Origin of the sequence: Mesorhizobium sp. WSM3862, from assembly GCF_002294985.1 — a bacterium.
GTDB lineage: Bacteria > Pseudomonadota > Alphaproteobacteria > Rhizobiales > Rhizobiaceae > Mesorhizobium.
Genome location: NZ_NSGE01000001.1, coordinates 340,197 through 362,502, shown reverse-complemented (window position 1 = coordinate 362,502; position 22,306 = coordinate 340,197). Strand labels below are relative to the sequence as shown.

Below are 22,306 nucleotides of genomic sequence, written 5' to 3'. Positions count from 1 at the left end.
GCGGGCCTTCCCCCGGACTCAGGCCTGTCCAAACACCCGCCTGAAGATCGTGTCGACATGCTTGGTGTGATAGCCGAGGTCGAACTTCTCGCGGATCTCGGCCTCGGGCAGTGCCGCTGTCACGTCCTTGTCGGCAAGCAGTTCCTCAAGGAAATCAGCACCTTGCTCCCATACCTTCATGGCGTTGCGCTGCACCAGGCGATAGGCATCCTCGCGTGACACGCCAGCCTGCGTCAACGCCAGCAGCACGCGCTGCGAATGCACCAGGCCGCGGAACTTGTTGAGGTTCTTCACCATGTTCTCGGGGTAAACGAGCAGCTTATCGACGACGCCGGTCAGGCGTGCCAACGCGAAGTCGAGCGTCACCGTCGCGTCCGGCCCGATCATGCGCTCCACCGAGGAGTGCGAGATATCGCGCTCGTGCCACAGCGCCACATCCTCCATGGCCGGCATGGCGTAGGAGCGGACCATGCGGGCAAGGCCGGTGAGATTCTCGGTCAGCACCGGGTTACGCTTGTGCGGCATCGCCGACGAGCCCTTTTGTCCCGGCGAGAAATATTCTTCCGCTTCCAGCACCTCGGTGCGCTGCAGATGCCGGATTTCGACCGCCAGGCGCTCGACCGACGAGGCGATCACGCCGAGCGTAGCGAAGAACATCGCATGGCGGTCTCGCGGGATGACCTGAGTCGAGACCGGTTCCGGCTTCAGGCCGAGTTTCTTCGCCACATGCTCTTCGACATAGGGATCGATGTTGGCGAAGGTGCCGACCGCGCCCGAGATGGCGCAGGTGGCGATGTCTTCGCGCGCGTGCAGCAACCGCTCGCGGCAACGCGAGAATTCGGCATAGGCCAGCGCCAGCTTGACGCCGAAGGTGGTCGGCTCGGCATGGATGCCGTGGCTGCGGCCGATGGTGATGGTATCCTTGTGCTCGAAGGCGCGGCGCTTCAGGGCCACAAGCAGCGCGTCAATGTCGGCAAGCAGAATGTCGCTGGCGCGAGTCAATTGCACCGCAAGGCAGGTGTCGAGCACGTCCGACGAGGTCATGCCCTGGTGAATGAAGCGGGCGTCCGGTCCGACGAATTCGGCGAGATGGGTCAGGAATGCAATCACGTCATGCTTGGTGACGCGCTCGATCTCGTCAATTTTGCCAACGTCGAATTTGGCCGCGCCGCCCTTCTCCCAAATCGTCTTCGCGGCTTCCTTCGGGATGACGCCGAGCTCGGCCAGCGCATCGCAGGCATAAGCCTCGATTTCGAACCAGATGCGGAACCGGGTTTCGGGCGACCAGATGGCGACCATTTCCGGCCGGGAATAGCGAGGGATCATGGTTTCTTAGTCCTGCTGGGAGAAGCTTTGGCCGCGTCCTAACAGAGGCCGGCTCAATGCTCAACGCCGCCGGCGTGCAAACCAGATGCTGGCGGCGGCAAGTGCGGCAAAGCCGAACGGAAAATAGAGCCGGATGCCAAGGACGACGAACTGGTAGAGCGCAGCGAGGATCGTGAACACGAACTCAGACCCACAGGTCCGCGTGAAGGCCGGCGCGTGCCACTCGGCGTAGTAAGAACGGTATTGCAGGGCAAACAGCCCGCCGGTGAAAGCGAGCGTCGCGCCGAGCAGGCATACGAAAGCTGCGGCGAGCGCGGTTTCCCAGTGGCGGCCGCGCGTTACCAGCGCGGCGAACGTCAGCCCGACCGGAAAAGCAAGCGCGCCGCCGAGCGCATACAGCAGCACGACGAAGCGGGCGCTGTCCGGCGTCTCCCAATAATACAGATTGAGGAAAGCGCTCGCCGCCATCGCAAGCCCCCACAGCAAGGCGCCGACAATGCCGTGCCTGCCGAGGGCAGAGCGTCGCGCAGGCGGTTTGCCAGGCGCAGACGCAAGGAGGCCGGCTGCAGCGACGTTACGGTCACTGGGCCACGTTCCGCGGCGAAAAGGTTCGGCTTGCGTGGTGTTGGCAATGCTTCCCGTCTCATTGGCGTCATGGCTATCACGCCATGGTGAACAAGACGTGCCGCTCGATGCATCCAATCCGGCGGCCGTTTGTTATTGTGGGCGCCCGACAGGGACGCGCGGCCACCCACCGGAGGGACCAGCATGACCACCGATGTCAGCAAGATACGCGAGCATATGGAAGTAGTCGGCGCCGATGGCGTCCATGTCGGCACCGTCGACAAGGTCGAGGGGCAGCGCATCAAGCTGACCAAGGCCGACAGCGGCATGGGCTCGCACAAAGGCCACCACCATTACGTTCCGCTGGCTCTGGTCGCGGAGATCGAAGGAAAGAAGGTCTGGCTCTCGGCGAATTCGGAAGTCGCGGTGACGTTCGAGGAAGAGAAGTCCGACCCGACCTGACCGGCGTCCAGAACTCTAGCGGGACGACCAGACCGGAAAGAGATCGCCGTCGGCCGGCCTCGCCGCGTGGACGCCGCGGCTGATGGCGCGGGCCATCGTAGACCCCGCTGCGGCATAGAGATCGATCGCTGCATCGGCGCTGAGTTCGATGCCGCTCCTGCCGGTCGCGAGCGCAAAGACGAGATCGCCGTCGGCCGGTGTGTGCGTCGGCCAGATGGCGCGGGCAAATCCGTCATGCGCCGAAATCGCCAGCCGTTTGGCGGCCGACTTGGAAAGCACGGCATCGGTGGCAATGACGGCAATCGTCGTGCTGGCGCCCTCTGGCGGTTCCCCTGCGCGCCTGTCGCGGTACTTCAAGAGTATCTTCCTGGCGTCTTCAGGTATCGGGTCGGGATAACCCAAGCCGCCGAATTCATCGCCGATCTCGAAGGGAGCGGCCCAGAAATGGCGGCTGCGTCCGACCGTCACCGAACCGGTCGGGTTGACGGCGGCTAGCGCGCCGATGGTGACGCCGCTGTCGAGCATCGTCGAGGCCGAACCCAGCCCGCCCTTTAGACCGGAAGTCAGCGCGCCGGTACCGGCGCCGACCGTACCGAGCGGGAAATCGGTCGTTGTCGCCTGAGCCGCCTCGTAGCCAAGCTCGCGATAGGGCGGATAGCGGCCCCAATCCTTGTCGCCGCCATTGGGCAGGTCGAAGAGGATCGCGGCCGGCACGATCGGCACGCGAAAACCACCCACCTCGACGCCGATGTTTTTCTCCCGCAGCGCCGCCTGGACGCCGGAAGCGGCATCGAGGCCGAAGGCCGAGCCGCCGGACAGCACGACTGCGTGAATGGTCGCGATCGAGTTTTGCGGCTCGAGCAGGTCGGTCTCACGTGTGCCTGGTGCGCCACCCAGCACCTGGACTCCGGCCACCGCCGGCTCCTCGCAAAGCACTACCGTGACGCCGGACTTCAGCCTGGCGTCAGCAGCATTGCCGACGGTGAGTCCGGCGACGTCGGTGATCAGGTTGCGTGGACCGGTGCGGAACATCAGTTTTCCTCCAGCGGCACGAAATGGGAGCCGTCGAAGCGGAAGGCGCGGAATGGGTTTTGGCTGAGATCGCCCTTTTCGTCGAAGCGGACGGTGCCGATAGCGGTCGCGAAATCATGTTCGGTCAGCGTCTTGGCGAGCGGCTTGCCGGAGCTTTCTGCGTTGACCGCTGCCGCCTTGGCGACCTCCACCGCGGCATAAGCCGGCAGCGTGTAGCCGTCGGTCACGATCTTCCTTTCGCCAAAGGCCTGCACGACCTTGGGGTCCGCGACTTCTGACCACTCCGGCAACGCGATCATCAGTGTGCCGGCCGCATAGGGCACATCGCCGGGTGGCGTGCGCAGCGTCTCGCCGCCGGCGAAGGTGATGCCAGCATTGAGCGAGGCAGCGTCGCGCCCCATGATGGCGATGTCGTCGCCGTCGCCGCCGGCAAACACTTTCGTAGCCCCCGCTTTCTTCAGGCGGCCGATCAGCCCAATCTGGTTGTCGAGCTGCGGCCGGAACGTGTCGACGAAGACCGGTTTCAGCGCCGCCTGCTCGGCGGCCGCGCGGAAAGTCTCTGCGATCTCTCGGCCATAGATGGTGCCGTCATCGATAACGGCGAACAATTCGTTCTGCCAGAGCCGAGTGAGGATCGTGGCCACCGCATTGCGTTCGTCGTCGCCGCGCGGGCCAAGCCGGTAGACCGGCCAGCCGGTCTTGGCGCGGCGGTCGGTCAGGCTCTCGGTGCGCACGCCGACCGCGATGACCGGAATGTTGGCGTCCTTCAGGATCGGCAGCGCCGCCTCGATCGCTTCGGTGCACAGAAAACCGACAACGATGTTGACCTTGGCATCCACGAATTGCCTGGCAGCCGCTGCACCGCCGTCGGCCGTGCAGGCGTCGTCAACGGTTCGGACCGCGACCCCTTCGGCGTCCGCCGCCAGCGCGGTCCCCGCCTCGATCTGCTTGCCGAGGATCGCCGACGGCCCGGACAGCGGTGCGGCGACGCCAACCAGCGTCTCGGCATGGACGCTCGCGCCCAGCCAAAGCAGCGCGGCTAAAGTCGTCGTGAGAAGGCGCATTCGGGCGAAGAGGTCCTCCGTGCCGGGAGTATTGTTCCGGCACTATTCCAGCAAAGACCTAAAGGCTGCCTAATCCGGGTGCAACACGCGAATTCAGGATTGCGCTCAAGCACTTCGCTTGTGTCATACAATATGCAGCCATATATAACGAGCTTCCGTTTTGGCAGGTGGATCATCGGGTGCTGAAGATTAATGACATCGGGCCGCAAGCCTATCGCGATGCGATGGCGCATTTTGCCGGCCATGTGCATGTGGTGACCACGGACGGCCCGGCCGGGAAACGAGGCGCAACGGTGATTGCCGCCTGCTCGGTCTCGGATACGCCGCCCGCCGTGCTTGTCTGCCTCAACCGCGAAAATCCGAAGAACGAGGCGTTCATCCGGAACGGCAATTTCGCGCTGAACACGCTCGCCTCGGACCAGGAGGCGCTGTCGGTCGGCTTTTCCGGCATCACCGGCCTGCCGTCCGAGGAGCGCTTCGCGCTCGGCGAATGGGACGTGATCTCGACCGGCGCGCCGACGCTGAAAGGCGCGCTCGCCGTCTTCGACTGTCAGATCATCGATACCAAGGATTTGGCCACCCATCGTGTGCTTTTTGGCAAGGTGACGGGCCTGCGCATCGGCGATAATTTGCGGCCGCTGATCTACCACAACCGCGACTACCACGTTCTGTGAAAACCGCTCTTGCGCTTTGATGGGTCGAGGCGCGCACCCGTGGCGGGAAGGCGATGCTGCCGCGTGTCGACGAGTTCCGCGCCGTGCACAATCTGGACGCGCTGGTCGATCCTTGCGCCTCGCTCGACCAGCGGCCGGCCGCAGCTGTGTACCCGCGGCGCTGGCTGCGAACTGGCGACAGGCGGGCCGCGTAGCCATATGTTTCGCAGCGATATATTCCTCTGGGACGTTCCCCGAGAAAACAGACTTTGTGAGAAGCGACGATGGACGAGAGCATTTATCTCGATGAGGCCCGCGATCCCCTGATCATCGCGGAAGGCTGGATGAAGGACGGCAAGGATGTCGCCATCGCGACCGTGGTCGAAACCTGGGGTTCGGCGCCGCGCCCGGCCGGCAGCCATCTGGTCATCGACGTCGAAGGGAATTTCCACGGTTCGGTTTCCGGCGGCTGTGTCGAGGGCGCGGTGGTGACCGACGCGATCGACGTGATCGGCTCGGGCAAGCCGCGGATGCTGGAGTTCGGCGTCGCCGACGAAACCGCCTGGCAGGTAGGCCTGTCCTGCGGCGGCCGCATCAAGGTCTATGTCGAGCGGCTGGGTTGATTGCGGATGGACCCATATGTTCTCAAAACATTGAACGAAGAGCGCCGCGCCAGGCGCGCCGCGGTGCTGGTCACCGACCTCGGTGACGGCCGCGACCGCATCGTGCGTGAAGGCGACCGCGTCGCGGGCGAGCTCGGCGCGGCGATCGCCAGTGCGTTCCGCACCGGCATTTCTCGATCGGTGGAAGCGGAAGGGCGGACTTTCTTTCTCAATGCGCATCTGCCGCGCCCGCGCCTTGTGGTGATCGGAGCGGTGCATATCAGCCAGGCGCTCGCGCCAATGGCCAGAATCGCCGGCTATCCAGTCGAGATCATCGATCCGCGCACCGCCTTCGCCACGCCGGAGCGCTTTCACGGTGTAGCGCTGCATGCCGAATGGCCGGAAGATGTGCTGAAGCGCCAGCCGCTCGACAGCTACACCGCGCTTGCCGCCGTCACCCACGATCCGAAGATCGACGATTTCGCGCTGAAGGCGGCGCTCGACGCCAGGTGCTTCTATGTCGGGGCGCTTGGCAGCAGGAAGACTCACGCCAAGCGGGTCGAGCGTCTGCTGGCGCTGGGCGCCAGCGCCGACCAGATCGCCCGCATCCATGCGCCGATCGGTCTCGATATCGGCGCCGCGAGCCCGGCCGAGATCGCCGTAGCGGTGCTGGCACAAACCATCCACGCCTTCCGCTCGCGCGGCCTGGAAAGCAAAGGCGCGGTGGCGTGAAGTTCGGTCCGATCGCGATCGATGAGGCCGAAGGCGCGGTGCTGGCGCATGCGACCACTGCCGGCGAGCGGCGATTCCGCAAGGCGCATCGGCTGAACGGCGAGGACGTTGCGGCGCTGAAGGCGGCCGGCATCAGTGAAGTGGTCGTGGCCGTTCTCTCTCCCCATGATCTCGGCGAGGATGCCGCGGCCGAAAAGATCGCGTTGAGTATGTCCCATCGCAACGTCGAGACGAAGCCCGCTGCAACCGGACGCGTGAACCTGCATGCCGAAACCGCGGGCGTCTTCACCGTCGACGCCAAGATGATCGACGCCATCAATGCCATCGACCCGGCGATCACCATCGCCACCCTGGCGCAGCACGCGCCTGTCGAGGCGGGCCAGATGGTGGCGACGGTGAAGATCATTCCGTTTGCCGTCGCTGCGAGCCTGGTCGATGCGGTGGCCAAGATTTGCGCCGGCGGCGAAATCTTCGCCGTCAACGCCTATCGCCCGGTCAATGTCGGCGTCATCCAGACGACGCTGCCCGGCTTGAAGCCGAGCGTGCTCGACAAGACGCTGCGGGTCACCGAGGCGCGGCTGGCGCGCTCCGGCGGCCGGCTGACTGCGGAGCGGCGCACGCCGCATGACGTGACGCTTGTTGCGGAAGCAGCAAGCGCGCTGGCGCGCGACAACGACATGGTGGTGATCTTCGGCGCCTCGGCGCTGGCCGATTTCGCCGATGTCATCCCTGCCGCGATCGAGAAGGCGGGCGGCAAAGTCATTCGAGCCGGCATGCCGGTCGATCCCGGCAATCTGCTGGTGCTCGGAACGCTCGGCGGCAAGCGCGTCATCGGCGCGCCCGGCTGTGCCCGCAGCCCGAAGGAAAACGGTTTCGACTGGGTGCTGGACCGGCTGGTCGCGGGGCTTGACGTGACGGCGAGCGACATTGCCGGCATGGGCGTCGGAGGCCTGTTGATGGAAATCCCGTCCAGGCCACAGCCGCGCGAGCCGCTGCCGTCGCGGTCGGCAAAAGCGGAGCCGAGGGTCGACATCGTGCTTCTCGCCGCAGGGCGCTCCAGCCGCATGGGCGGGCCGAACAAACTGCTGGCGCTGTTCGACGGCAAGCCGCTGGTGCGGCGCACCGCCGAGCGGGCGCTGGGATCGAAAGCGGCCAACGGCATCGTCGTCACCGGCCATCAGCGCGAGCGGGTGCGCTCGGCGCTCTCAGGTCTCGATATCACGCTTGCCCACAATCCGGACTTCGCCGACGGGTTGGCCTCGTCGCTCAAGGCGGGCATCGCGCGGGTCGCGCCCGACGCGGCCGGCGCCATGATCGTGCTCGGCGACATGCCTGGTATCTCGTCTAAGGATCTCGATAGCCTGATCGATGCGTTCCGCCGATCCGGGGGCCGCGCGGTGGTGCGCGCGGCGCATCACGGCAAACGCGGCAACCCGGTGCTGCTGCCGCGGTCGCTCTTTGCCGCCGTCGCGCAGCTCGAAGGCGATACTGGCGCGCGCCATTTGGTCGAGGCCGAAGGGCTCGACGTCATCGATGTCGAAATCGGGCAGGGCGCTTCGATCGACGTCGATACGCGCGAGGCGCTGGAACGCGCGGGCGGCGTGCTGCAGGATTGACAAACCGAAGCCGAATTTCGCATGGCTTCGGAATGTCTTTGCGCTGCCGAACTTTCCTCACTTTGCTCGCCGCAACAGCTTTTTCGCTCTCTGCCGCCGAGGGCCAGACGTTGTCGCTGAAACCCTTCAAGGACGAGCTTTTCGCTTATCCGGCGACGCTGTCGAGCGGCGACAACGGTGCCTATACGGTGCTCGACTATCGCGAGATGCGCGACATCAATCAGCGCGACGAGGTGCCGGAAAGGCGTGTGCATGCCCAATATACCGACCCCGGCGTGCGCAAGATGCAGCAGGACTTGATGCTGAAGACCGATGTCGGCGATGTCCGGCATGTCGCAGTCGGCAAGACGCAAGGTGCCGCCATCATCGTGCTTTATCTGCACGGGCAGGGCGGCAGCCGCAAGCAGGGCGTCGACGACTTCACCTTCGGCGGTAATTTCAACCGCCTCAAGAATTTGATGGCCGAAAATGGCGGTCTTTATCTTTCGCCGGACTTTCCCGATTTCGGCGACAAGGGCGCCGCCCAGGTCGCGGCGTTGATCGACCACTATGCAGAGACATCGCCCGGCGCGAAAATCTTCGTCGCCTGCGGCTCGATGGGCGGTATCCTCTGCTGGAAGCTGGCGGACCGCAAGGATACTGGCGCCCGCGTCAGTGGGCTGCTGCTGCTCGGCTCGCTCTGGGACCAAAGCTTCTTGACCAGCCCGGCCTTCAAGCGTCGGGTGCCGGTGTTCTTCGGCCAGGGCAGCCGTGACGTGGTTTTCCAGGTTGAGAAGCAGGAAACCTTCTTCCGCTCGATCCTCGCCAAATCGAAGAGCTATCCGACCCGCTTCGTGCGGTTCGAGACCGGCACGCATGGGACGCCGATCCGCATGGTCGATTGGCGCGGCACACTGAACTGGATGCTGACGAAAGCGCCCTGATCAAGGCGGCGTGTTGTAGTCCAGGACGGTCTCGGGATTGATCTCGCCGTCGTAAGACGCATCGACATCATACTGCACCAGCGAGAAATTGCCGTGGCGGAACAGATAGGTGCCGGTCGATGAAGCGTCGCCGACGCCGCGCCATTTGTTCATCGAGGTGATCGTCTTGGTCTTGTCGTCATATTCGGAATTGACCAGCTGGTCGTCGGTCTGGAAGCCGATGATGTGGATGCCCTCGACCTTGCCTTCACTGTTGTTGTTCTCGTAACGGATGTCGAGTTCCGGCGCGGCGAACTGCAACTGCCGGACGCCGGACACATCGTCATAGATGTAATAGACCGCGCTTTCATTGTAGGCGGCCATCGAGCAGAAGAAGCGGAAGAGCCGCGTCTCGCGCTCCGGCTCGTCGGCTCCAGCGTCCTTGTCCTTGTAATGGATCGAGTAGGCGTCCGGCTCGCCGGCCGGCTTGCCTTCCGGGTTCTCCTTGTCGCACTGCTCGCCATAGGCGGCGAGGAACGCCTTCCTGGCCTGTTCCAGCGCCTCGTCCTTCTTGGGCGGCGGCGGGCCGTCGCCGCAGCTTGTCGGCACGGCATCCTGGAAATCCGAAGTCGACGGCTTCAGGGCGCCCTTGTCGATAAAGATCGGCTGGAACGGCGGTTCCTGGATCTGCGCGTTGACCTGGCGAAGCGTGTAGCAGCCGGCAAAGATTTTGGCTTTGCCCTTCTTGTCGGTGGCCTGGATGGCGACAGGGACGCTGTAGTAGATGCTGCCGGCAGCACCCTCGTCCGATACCGCGCCGGTCTTGACCTCGACCGCGTCGGTGCTGTCGTAGCCTTTAACGAAGGCATCGAAATCTTTTGCCGGCTTGGTGTCGCCGAAATAACCCCAGGCGCGGGCGAATTCATGCCGGTTGATCGCGCTGTAGAGCGAGCGAACAACAGCCTCGGCACTGGACCGGTCGTCGATATAAGGGGCTTCGGCTGCAAGCGCCGACCGGCCGATGGCCGCAAGGGAGAACAAGGCAGTCGCTGCGAGAATGGCAGGTCTCATCGGGAATCTCCGCTCGATAACGAAAATACTACCACCGCGATTGCGGCGAGGCGGTGACAGGGGCGCACGGGCTGCTTGAAGAATCGAGCCGGGAAGCGCTAGCTCACGGCCCGCGGCGCTGACGCCGCCTGGGGAGATAACTCACGTGACCATATCCATGTACGATATTTCCGTGGCCGTCTTTTCGGCCCGGCTGAAGGCGCTGGCCAGCGTGCTGTCACTGGCCGAACAGAACGCCGCTGACCGCAAGATCGACCCTCAGGTGTTTCTGACCGCGAGGCTGGCGCCCGACATGTTCGCGCTGACCCGGCAGGTACAGATCGCCACCGATCATGCCAAGGGCGCGCCGTCGCGGCTCGCCGGCCGCGAAGTGCCGAAATACGAGGACAACGAGTCCAGTTTCGCAGAGCTGCACGCCCGAATCGCCAAGACGCTCGATCATCTGGCGACATTCTCGGCCGCCGATCTGGACGGGTCGGAGGAGCGGACGATCGAATTGAGGCTTGCCGGACGCGAGGTCTCAATGGCCGGACTGCAATATCTGCTCAACGCAGCCATGCCGAACTTCTACTTCCACATCACCACGGCATACAACATCCTGCGGCACAATGGCGTGCCGCTGGGCAAGTCGATTTTCCTGGGACGCTGAAGACGGAGAGGTTTCCCGGCGCGGCCGAGAACCCTCTTTTTCATCGTTGAATCAGCGTATCGACATCTCGCGGGCGATACGCGGAAAGTCGGCCGGCTTGATGCCGATATCGGCGCGGTCGGCGTTGCTCATCGCGTTCAGCAGCGCGAGCGCCGATCGGTAACGCTGTTGTTCCTGCGGCCGCGGCCGCGCGAACATTTCGGTGAAGAACCCCATATTCCAGCCCCTTGTTTGTCCTCCACACGCCGAGAATATAGGTGATTTGTTACAATTGTGCAGTGCAGCAAGCGCATGGCAGCCATGCCTGGTGAATTTTTTCCGCCAAAATCGCTTCTCTTCTGAAACTTTTGCGGAAACTCGACCGTACGGCACGGTCCTGGCGGGTGGGCTTTTTCCTCGCCACTCTGGCGACCTGCCGGTCGGTATCAAATGCAGCGCGGCTTTGATCTTTCCGGCCGGCGTCTGCAACTGCAAGCACCCGCAATCGTTAATGTCGTCGGCATTCATTTTTAACGACAGCGATCTATGGTCGACGGCAACAATGAATGCCGTTGCGACAGGAGGAGGCTGAGATCGGCACCGGGAACAAGCTGGATTTCGCTTCGTTGCTCGACGACCTCATCATCGCTTCCGAGGAGGGCGAAGACGGAGGCGCCCGGCCCCCTATTCCATTCGACTATCTGTCGGTGGCGGACGAGCTTCACTCCGGCCGCATCAAGGTCGCCGGCGAAAGCGTCGCCGCCGAGTACCGCGAAGCGGGCGCCGACCTTGCCGCCGAGTTCGCCGCGCTTCTCGACCAGGCCAAGCTGGCTCTCGCTGAGGAAGAGCATCGCCCTGAGGAAGAGCTGGCGCCGATCGACCCTGAATCGATTGCCGGCGAGCTCGGCCTCGATCGCCCTGCGAAGGATACCGATTTCGGCCGCATTCGCCGCAACTTCGCCTTCGCCAACCATCCGGACCGTGTCGCCCCGCATCTGCGTCAGCGCGCCATGATCCGCATGCAAGTGGCCAACATGCTGATCGACGAGGCCAAGCGGCGCGCGCTGGCCGCGGCACGACGCTAACCGGTTTCCGAATTCACGCAAAAGTCGCCAGGACCGGCTTGGAGAAAATCCGGCCTATGCCTTATGCTTGAATTCCTCCCCGCGCAGCCGCGCGCCACCTCCCGCCGGAGACATTTCATGCAAAAACGCCGCCTCGGTCGGACAGACCTCCTTGTTTCGCAAATCTGCCTCGGTTCGATGACCTGGGGCCAGCAGAACACAGAGGCCGAAGGCCATGCCCAGATGGATCTGGCCTTCTCGCGCGGCGTGAATTTCATCGACACCGCCGAGCTTTACCCGATCCCGCCCAAAGCCGAGACGCAAGGGTGGACCGAGAGGATCATCGGCAGTTGGATGAAGACCAAGGGCAACCGCGACAAGGTCATCATCGCCTCGAAAGTGGTCGGCCGCACGGCCAACGCCTGGTTTCGCGGCGACCGGCCATCGAAGCTTGTGCGCGCCGACATTTTCGATGCGGTCGAGAAGTCGCTCGCCAAGCTCCGTACCGATTATATCGATCTCTACCAGATCCATTGGCCGGACCGGGACATTCCCTGGGGTTCGAACCCGACGCGGGTCGGGGCGGTAGCGCGGCGGGCCGATGCTGTCGGAGCGCCGGCGGACGAGACGCCGATCGCCGAGACGCTCGCTGTCTTCGAGGAACTGGTGAAGGCGGGAAAAATCCGCCATTTAGGCCTGTCGAACGAAAGCTCGTGGGGCGTCATGCGTTTCCTTGCCGAGTCCGACAAGGGCGTCGGCCCGCGCGTCGCCTCGCTGCAGAACGCCTACAATCTCGTCAACCGCACCTTCGAGGTGAACCTGGCCGAAGTCTGCCAACGCGAAGAGATCGCGTTTCTACCTTATTCTCCGCTGGCGCAGGGCTACCTCACCGGCAAATATGATCACGGCGCGCGGCCGCAAGGCTCGCGCACGCAGCTCTTCAATCGCGGCCAGCGCTACGAGACGCCGAATGCGACGGAAGTGCTGCTCCAATACAGTGAGCTGGCGCGCTCCTTCGGCATGGAGCCGGCGCTCTTCGCCAACGCCTATGTGACGAGCCGGCCTTTTGTGACCGCGAATATCGTCGGCGCCACCAGCGTCGCCCAGCTCGACATGGCGCTGTCTTCGGTCGAGGTCCGCTGGACGGAGGAGATGCAGAAGGCGGTCGACGCCATCCACCAGCGCGTCGGCAACCCTTGCCCGTGACTGGAAATCATTGAGAAGGACGGAGGGATGGAGGCGATGGCAGATTTTCCGATCGAGCTCGTGCGCGGACGGTTTCCAGCACTTTCGCTGACCGACAAGGGCCGCCGTCGCATCTATCTCGACAATCCCGCCGGAACCCAGGTGCCGCGGGCGGTGGCGGATGCGGTCTCGCGCTGCCTGCTAACGACAAACGCCAACCTCGGCGGCTTCTTCGAAACGACGCTCGCGGCGCAGCAGGTGGTCGATGATGCGCATGCGGCGATGGCCGATTTTCTCGGTGCGGCGAGCGTCGAGGAAATCATCGTCGGCGCCAACATGACGACGCTGACCTACCACATGTCGCGCACCCTCGGCCGGACGATGAAGCCGGGAGACGAGATCATCCTCACCCGCATGGACCACGAGGGCAATGTCTCGCCCTGGCTGCAGCTTGCAGAGGATCTCGGCCTCGTCGTGCATTTCCTGCCCTTCGACGAGAAGAGCTGGCAGGTCGAGGAAGCGGGGCTGAAGGCGCTGCTTTCGCAAAAGACCCGGCTTGTGGCGCTGAACTATGCCTCGAACCTCACCGGCTCGATCAACCGCGTGAGCGAACTGACTGCAATCGCCAAGCAGGCCGGGGCGCTGGTCTATGTCGACGCGGTGCAATTCGCGCCGCACGGGCTGATCGACCTTCAGGCGCTGGGCTGCGATTTCCTGGTCTGCTCGGCCTATAAATTCTTCGGGCCGCATATGGGTATATTGTGGGGCCGTCGCGACGTCATCGATGCGCTGAAACCCTACAAATGCCGCTGCTCGTCCAACCACCTGCCGGAAAGGTTCGAGCTCGGCACGCCGCAGATCGAGCTGATGGCTGGGTTGACCGCAGCGGTCGACTACTTCGCCGATCTCGGCGCCGCAGCCGGCGAGGGCGGTTCGCGGCGGCAGCGGATAGCGAGAGCCTTCGAAGTGTCGATCGCTTACGAGAATACGCTCGCCCGGCAGTTGATCGAGGGCCTGTCGAACATCGAGGGATTGACCATCCGCGGCATCACCGACCCGGAACGTTTCGGCGATCGCGTGCCGACAATTTCCTTCACGGTAGAGGGCATCGCGCCGGAAACGATCGTGCGACAGATGAATGCCGAGAACATCTTCCTGTGGTCCGGCCACAACTATGCATGGGAGATCGTCCACCAACTCGGCATTCCGCCGGAGCAGGGCGTCGTGCGCATCGGCATCGCGCATTACAACACAGCCGCAGAGATCGACGAGACGCTGGAAAGCGTACATCGCGTCATTGCAATGCTGAGGCAGGAGCGCGCCTGAACTATCCTTTCTTCCCGCCAAAGCCGGTCAGGAAAGCGGTGAGGTTGTCGCCGAGCGCATCGCAGAGGTAGCCGCCCTCCTGGACGATGACCGTCGGCAGGCCAAGGCCGGCGATCGCCTCGCCGATGCGCGCGAAGCCGGGCGTCGTCACCGAAAGGCCTCCGAACGGATCGCCTTCGAATGCGTCGAGCCCGAGCGCGACAACCAGCGCTTCCGGCGCGAAGGCACGGATGCGCCGGAAGGCTGTTTCCAATCCTTCCAGAAAGGCCGCGTCGCCGGATTTGCGCGGCAGTGGCAGGTTGAGGTTGTAGCCGAGGCCCGCCCCTTCGCCGCGCTCGTTGGCATGGCCCCAGAAGAAGGGATAGAAGCGCACCGGATCGGCATGCAGCGAGACAGTGAGAACATCCGGCCGGGCGTAAAAAATTCCTTGCGTGCCGTTGCCGTGATGCAGGTCGACATCGAGTATGGCGACACGTCCCGCGTCCTTTCTCAGCACCTGCGCGGCGACCGCCGAATTGTTGATGAAGCAGAAGCCGCCCGCCACGTCGGCAAAGGCGTGATGGCCGGGCGGGCGGCAGAGAGCGTAGGCCGCCGTCGCGCCGGCCATCACGGCTTCGGCGGCTTCCACCGCGCTCCAGGCGCTCCAGAGCGCACTGTTCCAGGTCTCTACCGAGATCGGGCAGGCGGTGTCGGCCATATGATAGCCGGCCTGGCCGACCGCCGAGGCCGGGTAGGAGCCGCCGCGGCCGATTGGATGGATGTTCGGGATGACCTCCGCCGAGGCGCCTTCGATGCGTTGCCAACGCGCGAAGATGTGCTCGAGAAAGTCGAGATATTCGGGCGTATGCACGGCGGCGATCGGCCCAAGGCCATGGTCGTTCGGCCGTTCGATCGTCACACCGGCCGATCTTGCGCCGGCTAGCAATCTCTCGACCCGTTCCGGCTTTTCCGGATTGGGTTGCGGCGCGCCGCTGGAAAGGAAGGCCTTCGGGTCATGGCGCTTCTGTTCCTCGGCATAGAAGGCTTTCATCGTTCGTCCTCCGGCGCGTCGGCAAAGGCAAAAAAGGCCTCGCCGACAATCTTGTGCACCTGCTCGTAGCTCGACCAGCCGATGCCGAGCTTTTCATAGAAGGTCTTCGCGGTTTCGTTATCGGTGTCGACGGAGAGCCTGAGATAGACGCCGCCTGCAGCGCGACACTCCTTGGCCACGCGCCGCAACAGCTTCTCACCGATGCGGCGGCCGCGAAAGCGGTCCTCGACATAGAGGTCCTGCACAAAGACCCCGGGCCGGCCCATCCAGGTCGAAAAGATCGGGAAGTGCAGGCAGAGCCCGGCGAACTCGCCGTCGACCTCGGCGATCAAGGTCGAAAAGGCGGGGTTTGCGCCGAAGCCGTAGCGGCGGAGGTCGTCCGGTGTCGAGGTGATCTCTTGATGCGCGCCGATGTGGGTGCCGAGGCGCAGCAAGGCGGCATGGATGGTCTCGGCATCCTCGATCCGGCCGGGACGGAGGATAATCGTGCTCACGACAAGTAGGGCGCCCGGGCACCCCCCTCTCTCCTGCCGGACATCTCCCCCGCAACGGGGGAGATCAGCAGGTGCACCGACGGCGCTGTTCCTGCAACGTCGGCGATTGGCGAAAGCGACCGGGACATCGGATCTCCCCCCTTGCGGGGGAGATGGCCGGCAGGCCAGAGGCGGGTGCGAAGGATCGCGAACATCTCAGGACGTCTCAAAGCGCCATTTCACCCTCAGCCTGCCACCGGCAGGTCGAGTTCCTCCGCCAGCGCCTCGAGCGAGTCGCCGATGATTGCGATCATCTCGCCGATCTGCTCGCGCGTGATGATCATCGGCGGCGCCACCATGAAATTGTCGCCGTCGACGCCCCCCTTGACCTTGCGGCCATAGATGATCAGGCCGCGCGCATAAGCGTGGTCGAGCAGGCGCTGCGTTGCCTTTTTCGCCGGCGCGATCGGCGTCAGCGCCTCCGGATCGGCGACCATCTCGGCGCCGAGCAGCAAGCCCTTGCCGCGCACGTCGGCGATGAAAGGGAAACGCTTCTGCAACGCCTTCAACTCTGCGATCAGCACATCGCCCATGGTCGCGGCGTTGGCGATGAGATCGAGCCGGTCCATTTCGCTCAGCACCGCAAGGCCGGCCGCACAGGCAAGCGGATTGCCGGCGTAGGTGTGGCCGTGCTGGAAGCCGCCCGAGGCGAGCAGCGGCTCGACGAGCCGCATGGGAGCCGCCAGCGCGCCGAGCGGCGCATAGCCGGAGCCCAGCCCTTTTGACAGCGCGACGATGTCCGGCTTGCAGCTCCAATGGTCGCCGCCCAAAAATTTACCGGTGCGGCCGGCACCGCTCATCACCTCGTCATGGATGAGCAGGATGCCGTAGCGGTCGCATATCTCGCGGATGCGCGCATAGTAGCTGTCGGGCGCGACAAGGGCTGCCGTTGCCGCGCCGCCCACGGGTTCCATGATGAAGGCGAGCACGCTTTGCGGGCCCTCGGCCTGTATCTTGTCTTCGAGCATGTCGGCATAACGGATGCCGCGCTGCTCCATCGAGAGGTTGTCGCGATCGCGCCAGGCGGCCGGCGCCGGCACCGTCGGCATCACCCGCATCAACGGCGTAAAAGTCTCGGCAAGCGCGTCGTCGCCGGTGATGGCGAGCGAACCCAGCGTGCCACCGTGATAGGACGGGAAGCGGGTGATCACCTTCCAGCGCTTCGGCTGCCCGGTGGCGACCGCCCATTGCCGGGCGAGTTTGATGCAGGATTCGGTCGCTTCCGAGCCGCCCGAGACGAAGAAGATGCGGTCCATGCCTTCGGGCAGCTTGTGAGACAGTGCCCGCGCCAGTTCTTCCGCCGGTTCGTTCTCGAAATGCAGGCGATAGGCGAAGGTGGTCTTGTCCATCTGCCGCTTCATGGCGTCGAGCACGTTGCGGTTGGAATGGCCGATATTGGCGACCATCGGTCCGCTTGAACCGTCGATGAAGCGGCGGCCGTCCTTGGTCCAGAAATAGATGCCCTCGGCGCGGTCGACGAGTGGCCGGCGCAGGCTGGAGAGATAGAACAAATGCGACGGCGGCCGCGCTTCGGCTTCAGGCGAGGGCTGCACTTCCGGTGTCGGCATATCAGGACTTTCCGAGATAGCGGTCGAGAACATTCTTGGTGACGCGTTCGACCATCGCGTCCTGCCTTAGCAGGCCGGCGACCCATTCGCAGCTTCCGGCGTGGAAGACTTCGCCCTTGCCGCGCGGGAAATTGACGATCATGCCGTTGCCGCGCTTGACCTTGTCGAGATTGGCGTCGCTGGCCTCGCCGAACAAAGTCTCGGCGGTGAAGCGGCCGTCCTCGTCGGTGAGGAACTGGTCTTCGATCGAAATGTCGGCGCTTTCCTCGACCTGACTCGCCAGGCCGACGGCCAGCACCTGCAAGCCGTCCGGCGCGCCGCTCTCTTCAGTCGGGTACGGCAGGCCGCCGCGTATTTCGAAATCGAGCCCGTCGACCTCATAGCCATAGACATGGCTATCGGCGCCAAGCAGGTCGCCATAATAGATGCCGGTGCCGGCGAAGGCCCAGTGCTCGGGGCGGTAAACAGGGAAGCCGCGCACGCCGCGCGGCGCGCAGCCGCCCCAGCCGGCATAGACGCCACGCGTCGCGTTGAGGCCGAAGGTAGCGCTGCCCGGACGGCCGATCTCCGGCGCTTCCCAGGAATTGGTGGCGCGGGTGATGTCGCCGCCGCGATAGGCCGGGTCTTCGGCCCGCGCCCGGTATTTGTAGCAAACCTGGCGTCGGCCCTCGTCCTCCAGCCTGGTCTGCCACATGAAATTGCCGGCGAAGCGCGCCGCGTGGCCACCGCGCTCGACATAAGCGTCCACCGCGTCGCGCATCTCCCAGGTCCAGTATTCGTCGTGGCCGACGAAGACGACGCAATCATAGCCGTCGAGGATTTCCGGCGAGAAGTGCAGCTCGTGCTGGCTGGCGAGGTCGACCTGATATCCGGCGCGTTCGGCAAAGCCGAAGAAATGGCTGTCGTAGTTGGCCCAGCCGGAAGACGCATATTTCTTCGAATGTCCCGTGGCAAAGGCCCATTCCATATGCGGATAACGCGGCACGGTCTTCGGCGGCACAGCGACTTCCAGCGGCACGCGCGGTGCATCCTTGGGCAGCACGACGAAGCCGCGGCACCAAGGGCGCTGCGTGGAGACCATCGTGGCATATCGGTCGCGGTTCGGGCCGGTGATGCCCTGATAGTGGTTGGAGCCGCCCCAGGTGTTATAGGCGAGCCAGGTGCCGGTCGCGGCGATCTGCAGCAGGCGACCAGGCTTGCGGCCGGGCAGGGGCGCGACGATGAAGAGGTGGTGGCTCTCGATCGGCGTGCCGTCCGGCCCTTCAGCCGAAAGCCTGACACGGTAAGCTCCCGACGGCCAGTCATCGCCGATGCGGAATTCGAACGAGGCTTCCCAGCCGCAGCCGTCGACCGAACATTGCTCGGGCGTTTCCTGCCAGCGCGCCGACAGTCCCGACCCATCGAAGACCTTGGTTTCATCGCCGCCGTCGCGGACGATGACAATCCTGAATTGCGGGGCCGTCGAGCTGACGAAAAGCGTCACCGTCTCGCCCGGACGATAGGAAAAGCGGTCGCTGTAGCACCAGATCTCGCCGCTCGAGCCATCCATGCCGGGCCACTCGTAATAATGCCCGCGCACCGCCTCCCGGCGCTGCTCGGGCGTCAGTCCGAAATCGGGAAAGTCGGCGGGCCGTTGCGTCATGGAAAAACCGAAACCAAGAGGTCGCCATTGAGACCTTAGGGCGGCCAAGCGTCAAATGGAAACGATCGGGCCAGCAGGCGCTTGGCCTTATCCGGCAAACGGCTTATTTGATCTTCAGGCGATGTTTGAACGCCGGGAGCCAAGATGCTGCGCGTGCAAAGGGTCAAGGTCGACGACATCTATGTGCCGATGGCGAGGCGCAAGACGCTGCATCCGGAGACGGTGCGCCATCTTGCCGAGGATATCCTCGAGAACGGCATGAAGATGCCGATCCAGGTGCGCCACGACGGCAAGCGTCATGTCCTGGTCGAAGGGCTGCACCGGCTGGAAGCCGCCAAATGGCTCGGCGAAACCGAGATCGACGCCTACCTCGTCCAGGCGCGGCGCCACTGACGCCATCCTATCTGTTGCCGTGTCAGCCCGGCATCACCGTGAGCGATCGCGTCTATCAATGCTTTTTGATTGACGCTGCGATGTTCGCCGCTACCGTGCCGGCCTTCCTGTCAATCGGGTACTTGGAAATGGCGAAATACCAGGGCGGATGCCTGTGCGGCGCAGTGCGCTATCGCGCCGAGGCCGAACCAATCAACGAGCGCGTCTGCCATTGCCGGCTGTGCCAGAAGGCGATCGGCGCCGCCTTCAATGCGCGGCTCCTGTTTCGCATCGATGATGTCACGATCGAGGGGCCGGTGGCGACGGTCAATTCCTCGCCGGACCTCAAGCGTGGCTTCTGCCCGGCTTGCGGCACGACGATGTTTTCGCGACGTGACTCCAGGGGCATTCTCGGCGTCACATCCGGCTCGCTCGATGATCCGTCCGCGTTCAAGCCCGACATGCATTTCTGGACCGCTTCGAAGCAGCCTTGGGTGCGGCTGGATGACGGCCTGCCGCAATATGAGGGGGCACCGCCGGCATAGAGTTTTCCGCTCTCCCACAACAATGGGAGAAGGAAGAATGCCTGCACAAAAATTTCATCTTCGATTCACGAGATAGCCGGCAAAGCGTCATTGGCGGGCCATCATTGGCTGCCTATCTAAGCGCCACGCGGGAAGGCATCGAGGAGGCGACGGATGAGCGAGAGCAGCAACCCCCTGGACGAGCTTTTGAACGACCCGATGATCCAACTCGTGATGGAGCGAGACCGCGTGCGCCCGGCCGAGCTTCGCCTGCTCTTGGAAAAGGCTCGCGACAGGGCTGCCGACGATTCCCGCTTCGACCAGCCGGTGCTGCCGCCGGCGCATATCGTGGCCAGAAGCTGCCTGAAGCAATGGCTGTACCGCTAAAGCGCGTCGCGCCGAACTGACGCGCTTTAGGTCTTTCCGATCAGCTCGAATGCGCCGGCAAATAGCTGTAATGGCTGCGGAGATAGGCAATTTTGAAGCCGAGCCGGGCGTAGTTGCGGTAGGCCGGACCGTCGCGTTCGGGGCGCGGCGCCTCGATGTCGGCGACGAACAGTCTTGCGCCGGCGGCTATGCCGTCGCGAACCAGCCTTTCGCCAAGCATGGCGTCGAGGTCGAAGCTCGGCGCCATGATGCCAGGCACCGGGGCGTCGATCCCGCTCCAGGCGGCGACATCCGAGATGAACATTGAACGCACGGCAGCCACGGCGCCATCGCGTTTCAGCATGTAGTGACGCCAACCCTCGCGGCCGACCAGCGCCATGAGCCAGGGCGAGGTGGGCAGCCTGTACTTCGCATCGACGAAGGAGGCCCATTCGGGAGCGGTCTTGGACGTAACCTCTTCGACCGACAGATCGTCTGCCGGGAACAGCGGCTCGGCAGGCAGCGGCGTTGCGTCGCGAAAAATTCGTTCCCAGCCGCTCTGATGCTGGAGCCCGCGCGCTTCCAGCCAGCAGCGCAGCCGGGAAGGCTCGGTGTGCGGGCCTGTGCAGAACCACGGCCGCAAGATGCCGGCAGCGCGGTAATGCGCCAGCAGCGAATCGAGCTGATCTTCCGTGGCCGGGCCGTCGACGCCGATGTTCTTCACGCAGTTGAAATGGATGAACGGGATCGTCGTGCAGGTGGTCCAGACGAGGTCGCCGTCGCGGGCGAGCGACAAGCCGTGCCGCGCGGCGAATTCCGTGGGCGCGGCATCGTAGAGATCGAGCCAGGCATTGACCTCTGCGCGCTCGATGGCGCGGCTCAAATCGCGCGAGACCTCCTTGATCCCGATTTCCGGATGGTGCGACACCGGCGGGACGACCGGCTGCAGTTCCGAGAGGGCGGCAGTCGACATGCTAGTCCTCCTCCGATCTGCCTTACAGTGTAAGATTAGCGCATGATAATATGGAAGCGCCTGTTGTCAAGCAGGATAAGCGGCACCTTACAAATCCGTGAATTGGCTTCGCCGTACCATGAGGCTAAGCCTGCCCTTGAGGGGCTTTGCGCATAACAATTCATTTTTCGCCGGGGAAAGGACAGGGATGACGGACGTCTGCACGCAGGGATTGGACACCGGCTTTGTCAGCCTGGGCTACGCCAAGGTGGCGTTTCTCGGCATCGTGCAAGGCATCACCGAACTGCTGCCGATCTCTTCGACGGCGCATATGCGCGTCGTGCCCGCCGTGCTTGGCTGGCAGGACCCGGGGTCGGCCTTTTCTGCGGCTATGCAACTCGCGGCCCTTGCCGCGGTGATCAGCTATTTCTGGAGCGATGTCAGGGAAGTCGCGGTGGGGTCGCTGGCGGCGCTCACGCGCCGCGACTATGCCAACCGCTATTTCCGCCTGGCGATCGGCATCGTGCTTGCCACCGTTCCGATCGTCATCGCCGGCCTCGCGCTATCCAGCGTGCTCAATGCCTGCAACTCGCCGCTGCGCGGGCTGGCCGTGATCGGCTGGGCCTGCATCGCCATGGCCGTGCTGCTTGCGCTGTCGGAAATCTATGCCCGCCACAGGCTGACTCTGGACAAGGTGTCCGTGCTCGACGCCTTGCTCGTCGGCGTGGCCCAGGTCGGCGCGCTCATTCCCGGCGTGTCGCGCTCCGGATCGACGCTGACGGCGGCGCTGGGTCTTGGCTATGCCCGCCCGGAGGCGGCGCGGCTTTCCTTCCTGCTCGGCCTGCCGGCCATCGCGTTGGCAGGCCTGAAGGAGCTCTGGGAACTGCACAAGATTCACCTCGGCGCTTATGGCTGGTCGGTCCTGGCGGTCGGCCTCGTCGTCGCCTCGATTTCCGCCTTCTTCGCCATATGGGGACTGATGCGCGTGCTCGAGCGCTTTTCCGCCTGGCCCTTCGTCATCTATCGCGGCCTGCTCGGCGTCGTGCTGCTGATCGGCGTCGCCGTCGGCTGGCTGAGCTAGAGGCTTTCACC

General features: G+C 64.1%; 25 protein-coding genes and 1 pseudogene. 15 read left to right on the top strand and 11 right to left on the bottom strand.

Going from position 1 to position 22,306, the window contains the following annotated elements; translation table 11 throughout:
• Window positions 1-18: 18 nt before the first annotated feature.
• A complete protein-coding gene (purB, locus tag CK224_RS01830) occupies window positions 19-1,326 on the bottom strand; it encodes an adenylosuccinate lyase (RefSeq protein ID WP_095780609.1) in 1,308 nt (435 codons plus the stop codon).
• Window positions 1,327-1,386: 60 nt separating this feature from the next.
• Window positions 1,387-1,794: a hypothetical protein gene (locus CK224_RS01825; RefSeq protein ID WP_141245769.1), complete on the bottom strand. Its 408-nt coding sequence runs from the start codon at window positions 1,792-1,794 to the stop codon at window positions 1,387-1,389.
• 300 nt (window positions 1,795-2,094) lie between these two features.
• On the opposite strand from CK224_RS01825, the gene CK224_RS01820 reads away from it, so the two are divergent.
• A complete protein-coding gene (locus CK224_RS01820; RefSeq protein WP_095780608.1) occupies window positions 2,095-2,352 on the top strand; it encodes a DUF2171 domain-containing protein in 258 nt (85 codons plus the stop codon).
• Between the two features lie 15 nt (window positions 2,353-2,367).
• Here CK224_RS01820 and CK224_RS01815 read toward each other — a convergent pair whose 3' ends face one another.
• Window positions 2,368-3,384, bottom strand: coding sequence for a P1 family peptidase (locus tag CK224_RS01815; protein WP_095780607.1), 1,017 nt, complete (start codon window positions 3,382-3,384; stop codon window positions 2,368-2,370).
• Window positions 3,384-4,448 (bottom strand): ABC transporter substrate-binding protein, encoded by a 1,065-nt coding sequence (locus tag CK224_RS01810; protein WP_095780606.1) that lies wholly within the window; start codon window positions 4,446-4,448, stop codon window positions 3,384-3,386. The genes CK224_RS01815 and CK224_RS01810 overlap by 1 nt, the downstream gene beginning before the upstream one ends.
• A 179-nt stretch (window positions 4,449-4,627) precedes the next feature.
• Between CK224_RS01810 and CK224_RS01805 the strand changes: the two genes are divergently transcribed.
• From CK224_RS01805 to CK224_RS01780, 6 genes and pseudogenes are all read left to right on the top strand, one after another.
• Window positions 4,628-5,122 (top strand): flavin reductase, encoded by a 495-nt coding sequence (locus CK224_RS01805; RefSeq protein WP_066995321.1) that lies wholly within the window; start codon window positions 4,628-4,630, stop codon window positions 5,120-5,122.
• 3 nt (window positions 5,123-5,125) lie between these two features.
• Window positions 5,126-5,316, top strand: a pseudogene (locus tag CK224_RS01800) (VWA domain-containing protein); the annotation flags it as partial.
• A 69-nt stretch (window positions 5,317-5,385) separates the two neighbouring features.
• Complete coding sequence (locus tag CK224_RS01795) at window positions 5,386-5,724, top strand: XdhC family protein (RefSeq protein ID WP_095780605.1); 339 nt, start codon at window positions 5,386-5,388, stop codon at window positions 5,722-5,724.
• Window positions 5,725-5,730: 6 nt separating this feature from the next.
• Window positions 5,731-6,435 carry an XdhC family protein gene (locus CK224_RS01790; protein ID WP_066995193.1) on the top strand — a complete coding sequence of 235 codons (705 nt, stop codon included), beginning with the start codon at window positions 5,731-5,733 and terminating at the stop codon, window positions 6,433-6,435.
• Entirely contained in the window at window positions 6,432-8,051 is a 1,620-nt protein-coding gene (locus CK224_RS01785; RefSeq protein ID WP_095780604.1) for a molybdopterin-binding/glycosyltransferase family 2 protein, read from the top strand. Before CK224_RS01790 ends, CK224_RS01785 begins: the two co-directional genes overlap by 4 nt.
• Before the next feature lie 32 nt (window positions 8,052-8,083).
• Window positions 8,084-8,974 carry an alpha/beta fold hydrolase gene (locus CK224_RS01780; protein WP_095779622.1) on the top strand — a complete coding sequence of 297 codons (891 nt, stop codon included), beginning with the start codon at window positions 8,084-8,086 and terminating at the stop codon, window positions 8,972-8,974.
• Here CK224_RS01780 and CK224_RS01775 read toward each other — a convergent pair whose 3' ends face one another.
• Window positions 8,975-10,024: a DUF1176 domain-containing protein gene (locus tag CK224_RS01775; protein WP_095780603.1), complete on the bottom strand. Its 1,050-nt coding sequence runs from the start codon at window positions 10,022-10,024 to the stop codon at window positions 8,975-8,977.
• Between the two features lie 145 nt (window positions 10,025-10,169).
• Here CK224_RS01775 and CK224_RS01770 point away from each other — a divergent pair, with 145 nt between their 5' ends.
• Window positions 10,170-10,673, top strand: coding sequence for a DUF1993 family protein (locus CK224_RS01770; RefSeq protein WP_095780602.1), 504 nt, complete (start codon window positions 10,170-10,172; stop codon window positions 10,671-10,673).
• 51 nt (window positions 10,674-10,724) lie between these two features.
• On the opposite strand, the gene CK224_RS32435 is transcribed toward CK224_RS01770, so the two are convergent.
• A complete protein-coding gene (locus tag CK224_RS32435) occupies window positions 10,725-10,889 on the bottom strand; it encodes a DUF1127 domain-containing protein (RefSeq protein WP_082954041.1) in 165 nt (54 codons plus the stop codon).
• Window positions 10,890-11,218: 329 nt separating this feature from the next.
• Between CK224_RS32435 and CK224_RS01760 the strand changes: the two genes are divergently transcribed.
• The 3 genes from CK224_RS01760 to CK224_RS01750 all read left to right on the top strand — a co-directional run bounded on the left by CK224_RS01760 (window position 11,219) and on the right by CK224_RS01750 (window position 14,227).
• Entirely contained in the window at window positions 11,219-11,737 is a 519-nt protein-coding gene (locus CK224_RS01760) for a hypothetical protein (protein WP_176477827.1), read from the top strand.
• Between the two features lie 117 nt (window positions 11,738-11,854).
• Entirely contained in the window at window positions 11,855-12,922 is a 1,068-nt protein-coding gene (locus CK224_RS01755; RefSeq protein ID WP_095780890.1) for an aldo/keto reductase, read from the top strand.
• Between the two features lie 36 nt (window positions 12,923-12,958).
• On the top strand, window positions 12,959-14,227 hold the full coding sequence (locus tag CK224_RS01750; RefSeq protein WP_095780889.1) for a cysteine desulfurase-like protein: 1,269 nt from the start codon (window positions 12,959-12,961) through the stop codon (window positions 14,225-14,227).
• A gap of 1 nt (window position 14,228) precedes the next feature.
• On the opposite strand, the gene CK224_RS01745 is transcribed toward CK224_RS01750, so the two are convergent.
• From CK224_RS01745 to CK224_RS01725, 4 genes are all read right to left on the bottom strand, one after another.
• Complete coding sequence (locus CK224_RS01745; protein WP_095780601.1) at window positions 14,229-15,257, bottom strand: histone deacetylase family protein; 1,029 nt, start codon at window positions 15,255-15,257, stop codon at window positions 14,229-14,231.
• On the bottom strand, window positions 15,254-15,751 hold the full coding sequence (locus CK224_RS01740; protein ID WP_095780600.1) for a GNAT family N-acetyltransferase: 498 nt from the start codon (window positions 15,749-15,751) through the stop codon (window positions 15,254-15,256). The genes CK224_RS01745 and CK224_RS01740 overlap by 4 nt, the downstream gene beginning before the upstream one ends.
• Window positions 15,752-15,975: 224 nt before the next feature.
• Entirely contained in the window at window positions 15,976-17,358 is a 1,383-nt protein-coding gene (locus CK224_RS01730; RefSeq protein WP_095780598.1) for an aspartate aminotransferase family protein, read from the bottom strand.
• A gap of 1 nt (window position 17,359) precedes the next feature.
• The gene (locus CK224_RS01725; RefSeq protein WP_095780597.1) at window positions 17,360-19,000 is read right to left on the bottom strand and encodes a N,N-dimethylformamidase beta subunit family domain-containing protein; all 1,641 of its coding nucleotides are present in this window, start codon (window positions 18,998-19,000) and stop codon (window positions 17,360-17,362) included.
• A gap of 144 nt (window positions 19,001-19,144) precedes the next feature.
• On the opposite strand from CK224_RS01725, the gene CK224_RS01720 reads away from it, so the two are divergent.
• The 3 genes from CK224_RS01720 to CK224_RS01710 all read left to right on the top strand — a co-directional run bounded on the left by CK224_RS01720 (window position 19,145) and on the right by CK224_RS01710 (window position 20,283).
• On the top strand, window positions 19,145-19,393 hold the full coding sequence (locus CK224_RS01720; RefSeq protein ID WP_066995224.1) for a ParB N-terminal domain-containing protein: 249 nt from the start codon (window positions 19,145-19,147) through the stop codon (window positions 19,391-19,393).
• A gap of 128 nt (window positions 19,394-19,521) precedes the next feature.
• Window positions 19,522-19,917 carry a GFA family protein gene (locus CK224_RS01715; protein ID WP_067328478.1) on the top strand — a complete coding sequence of 132 codons (396 nt, stop codon included), beginning with the start codon at window positions 19,522-19,524 and terminating at the stop codon, window positions 19,915-19,917.
• Between the two features lie 153 nt (window positions 19,918-20,070).
• Window positions 20,071-20,283: a hypothetical protein gene (locus CK224_RS01710; protein WP_067328366.1), complete on the top strand. Its 213-nt coding sequence runs from the start codon at window positions 20,071-20,073 to the stop codon at window positions 20,281-20,283.
• Between the two features lie 40 nt (window positions 20,284-20,323).
• Here the strand turns inward: CK224_RS01710 and CK224_RS01705 are convergent, their stop codons facing one another.
• The gene (locus CK224_RS01705) at window positions 20,324-21,235 is read right to left on the bottom strand and encodes a hypothetical protein (protein ID WP_095780596.1); all 912 of its coding nucleotides are present in this window, start codon (window positions 21,233-21,235) and stop codon (window positions 20,324-20,326) included.
• A 187-nt stretch (window positions 21,236-21,422) separates the two neighbouring features.
• Here CK224_RS01705 and CK224_RS01700 point away from each other — a divergent pair, with 187 nt between their 5' ends.
• Window positions 21,423-22,295 (top strand): undecaprenyl-diphosphate phosphatase, encoded by an 873-nt coding sequence (locus tag CK224_RS01700; RefSeq protein ID WP_066995237.1) that lies wholly within the window; start codon window positions 21,423-21,425, stop codon window positions 22,293-22,295.
• The last annotated feature ends 11 nt before the right edge of the window (window positions 22,296-22,306 follow it).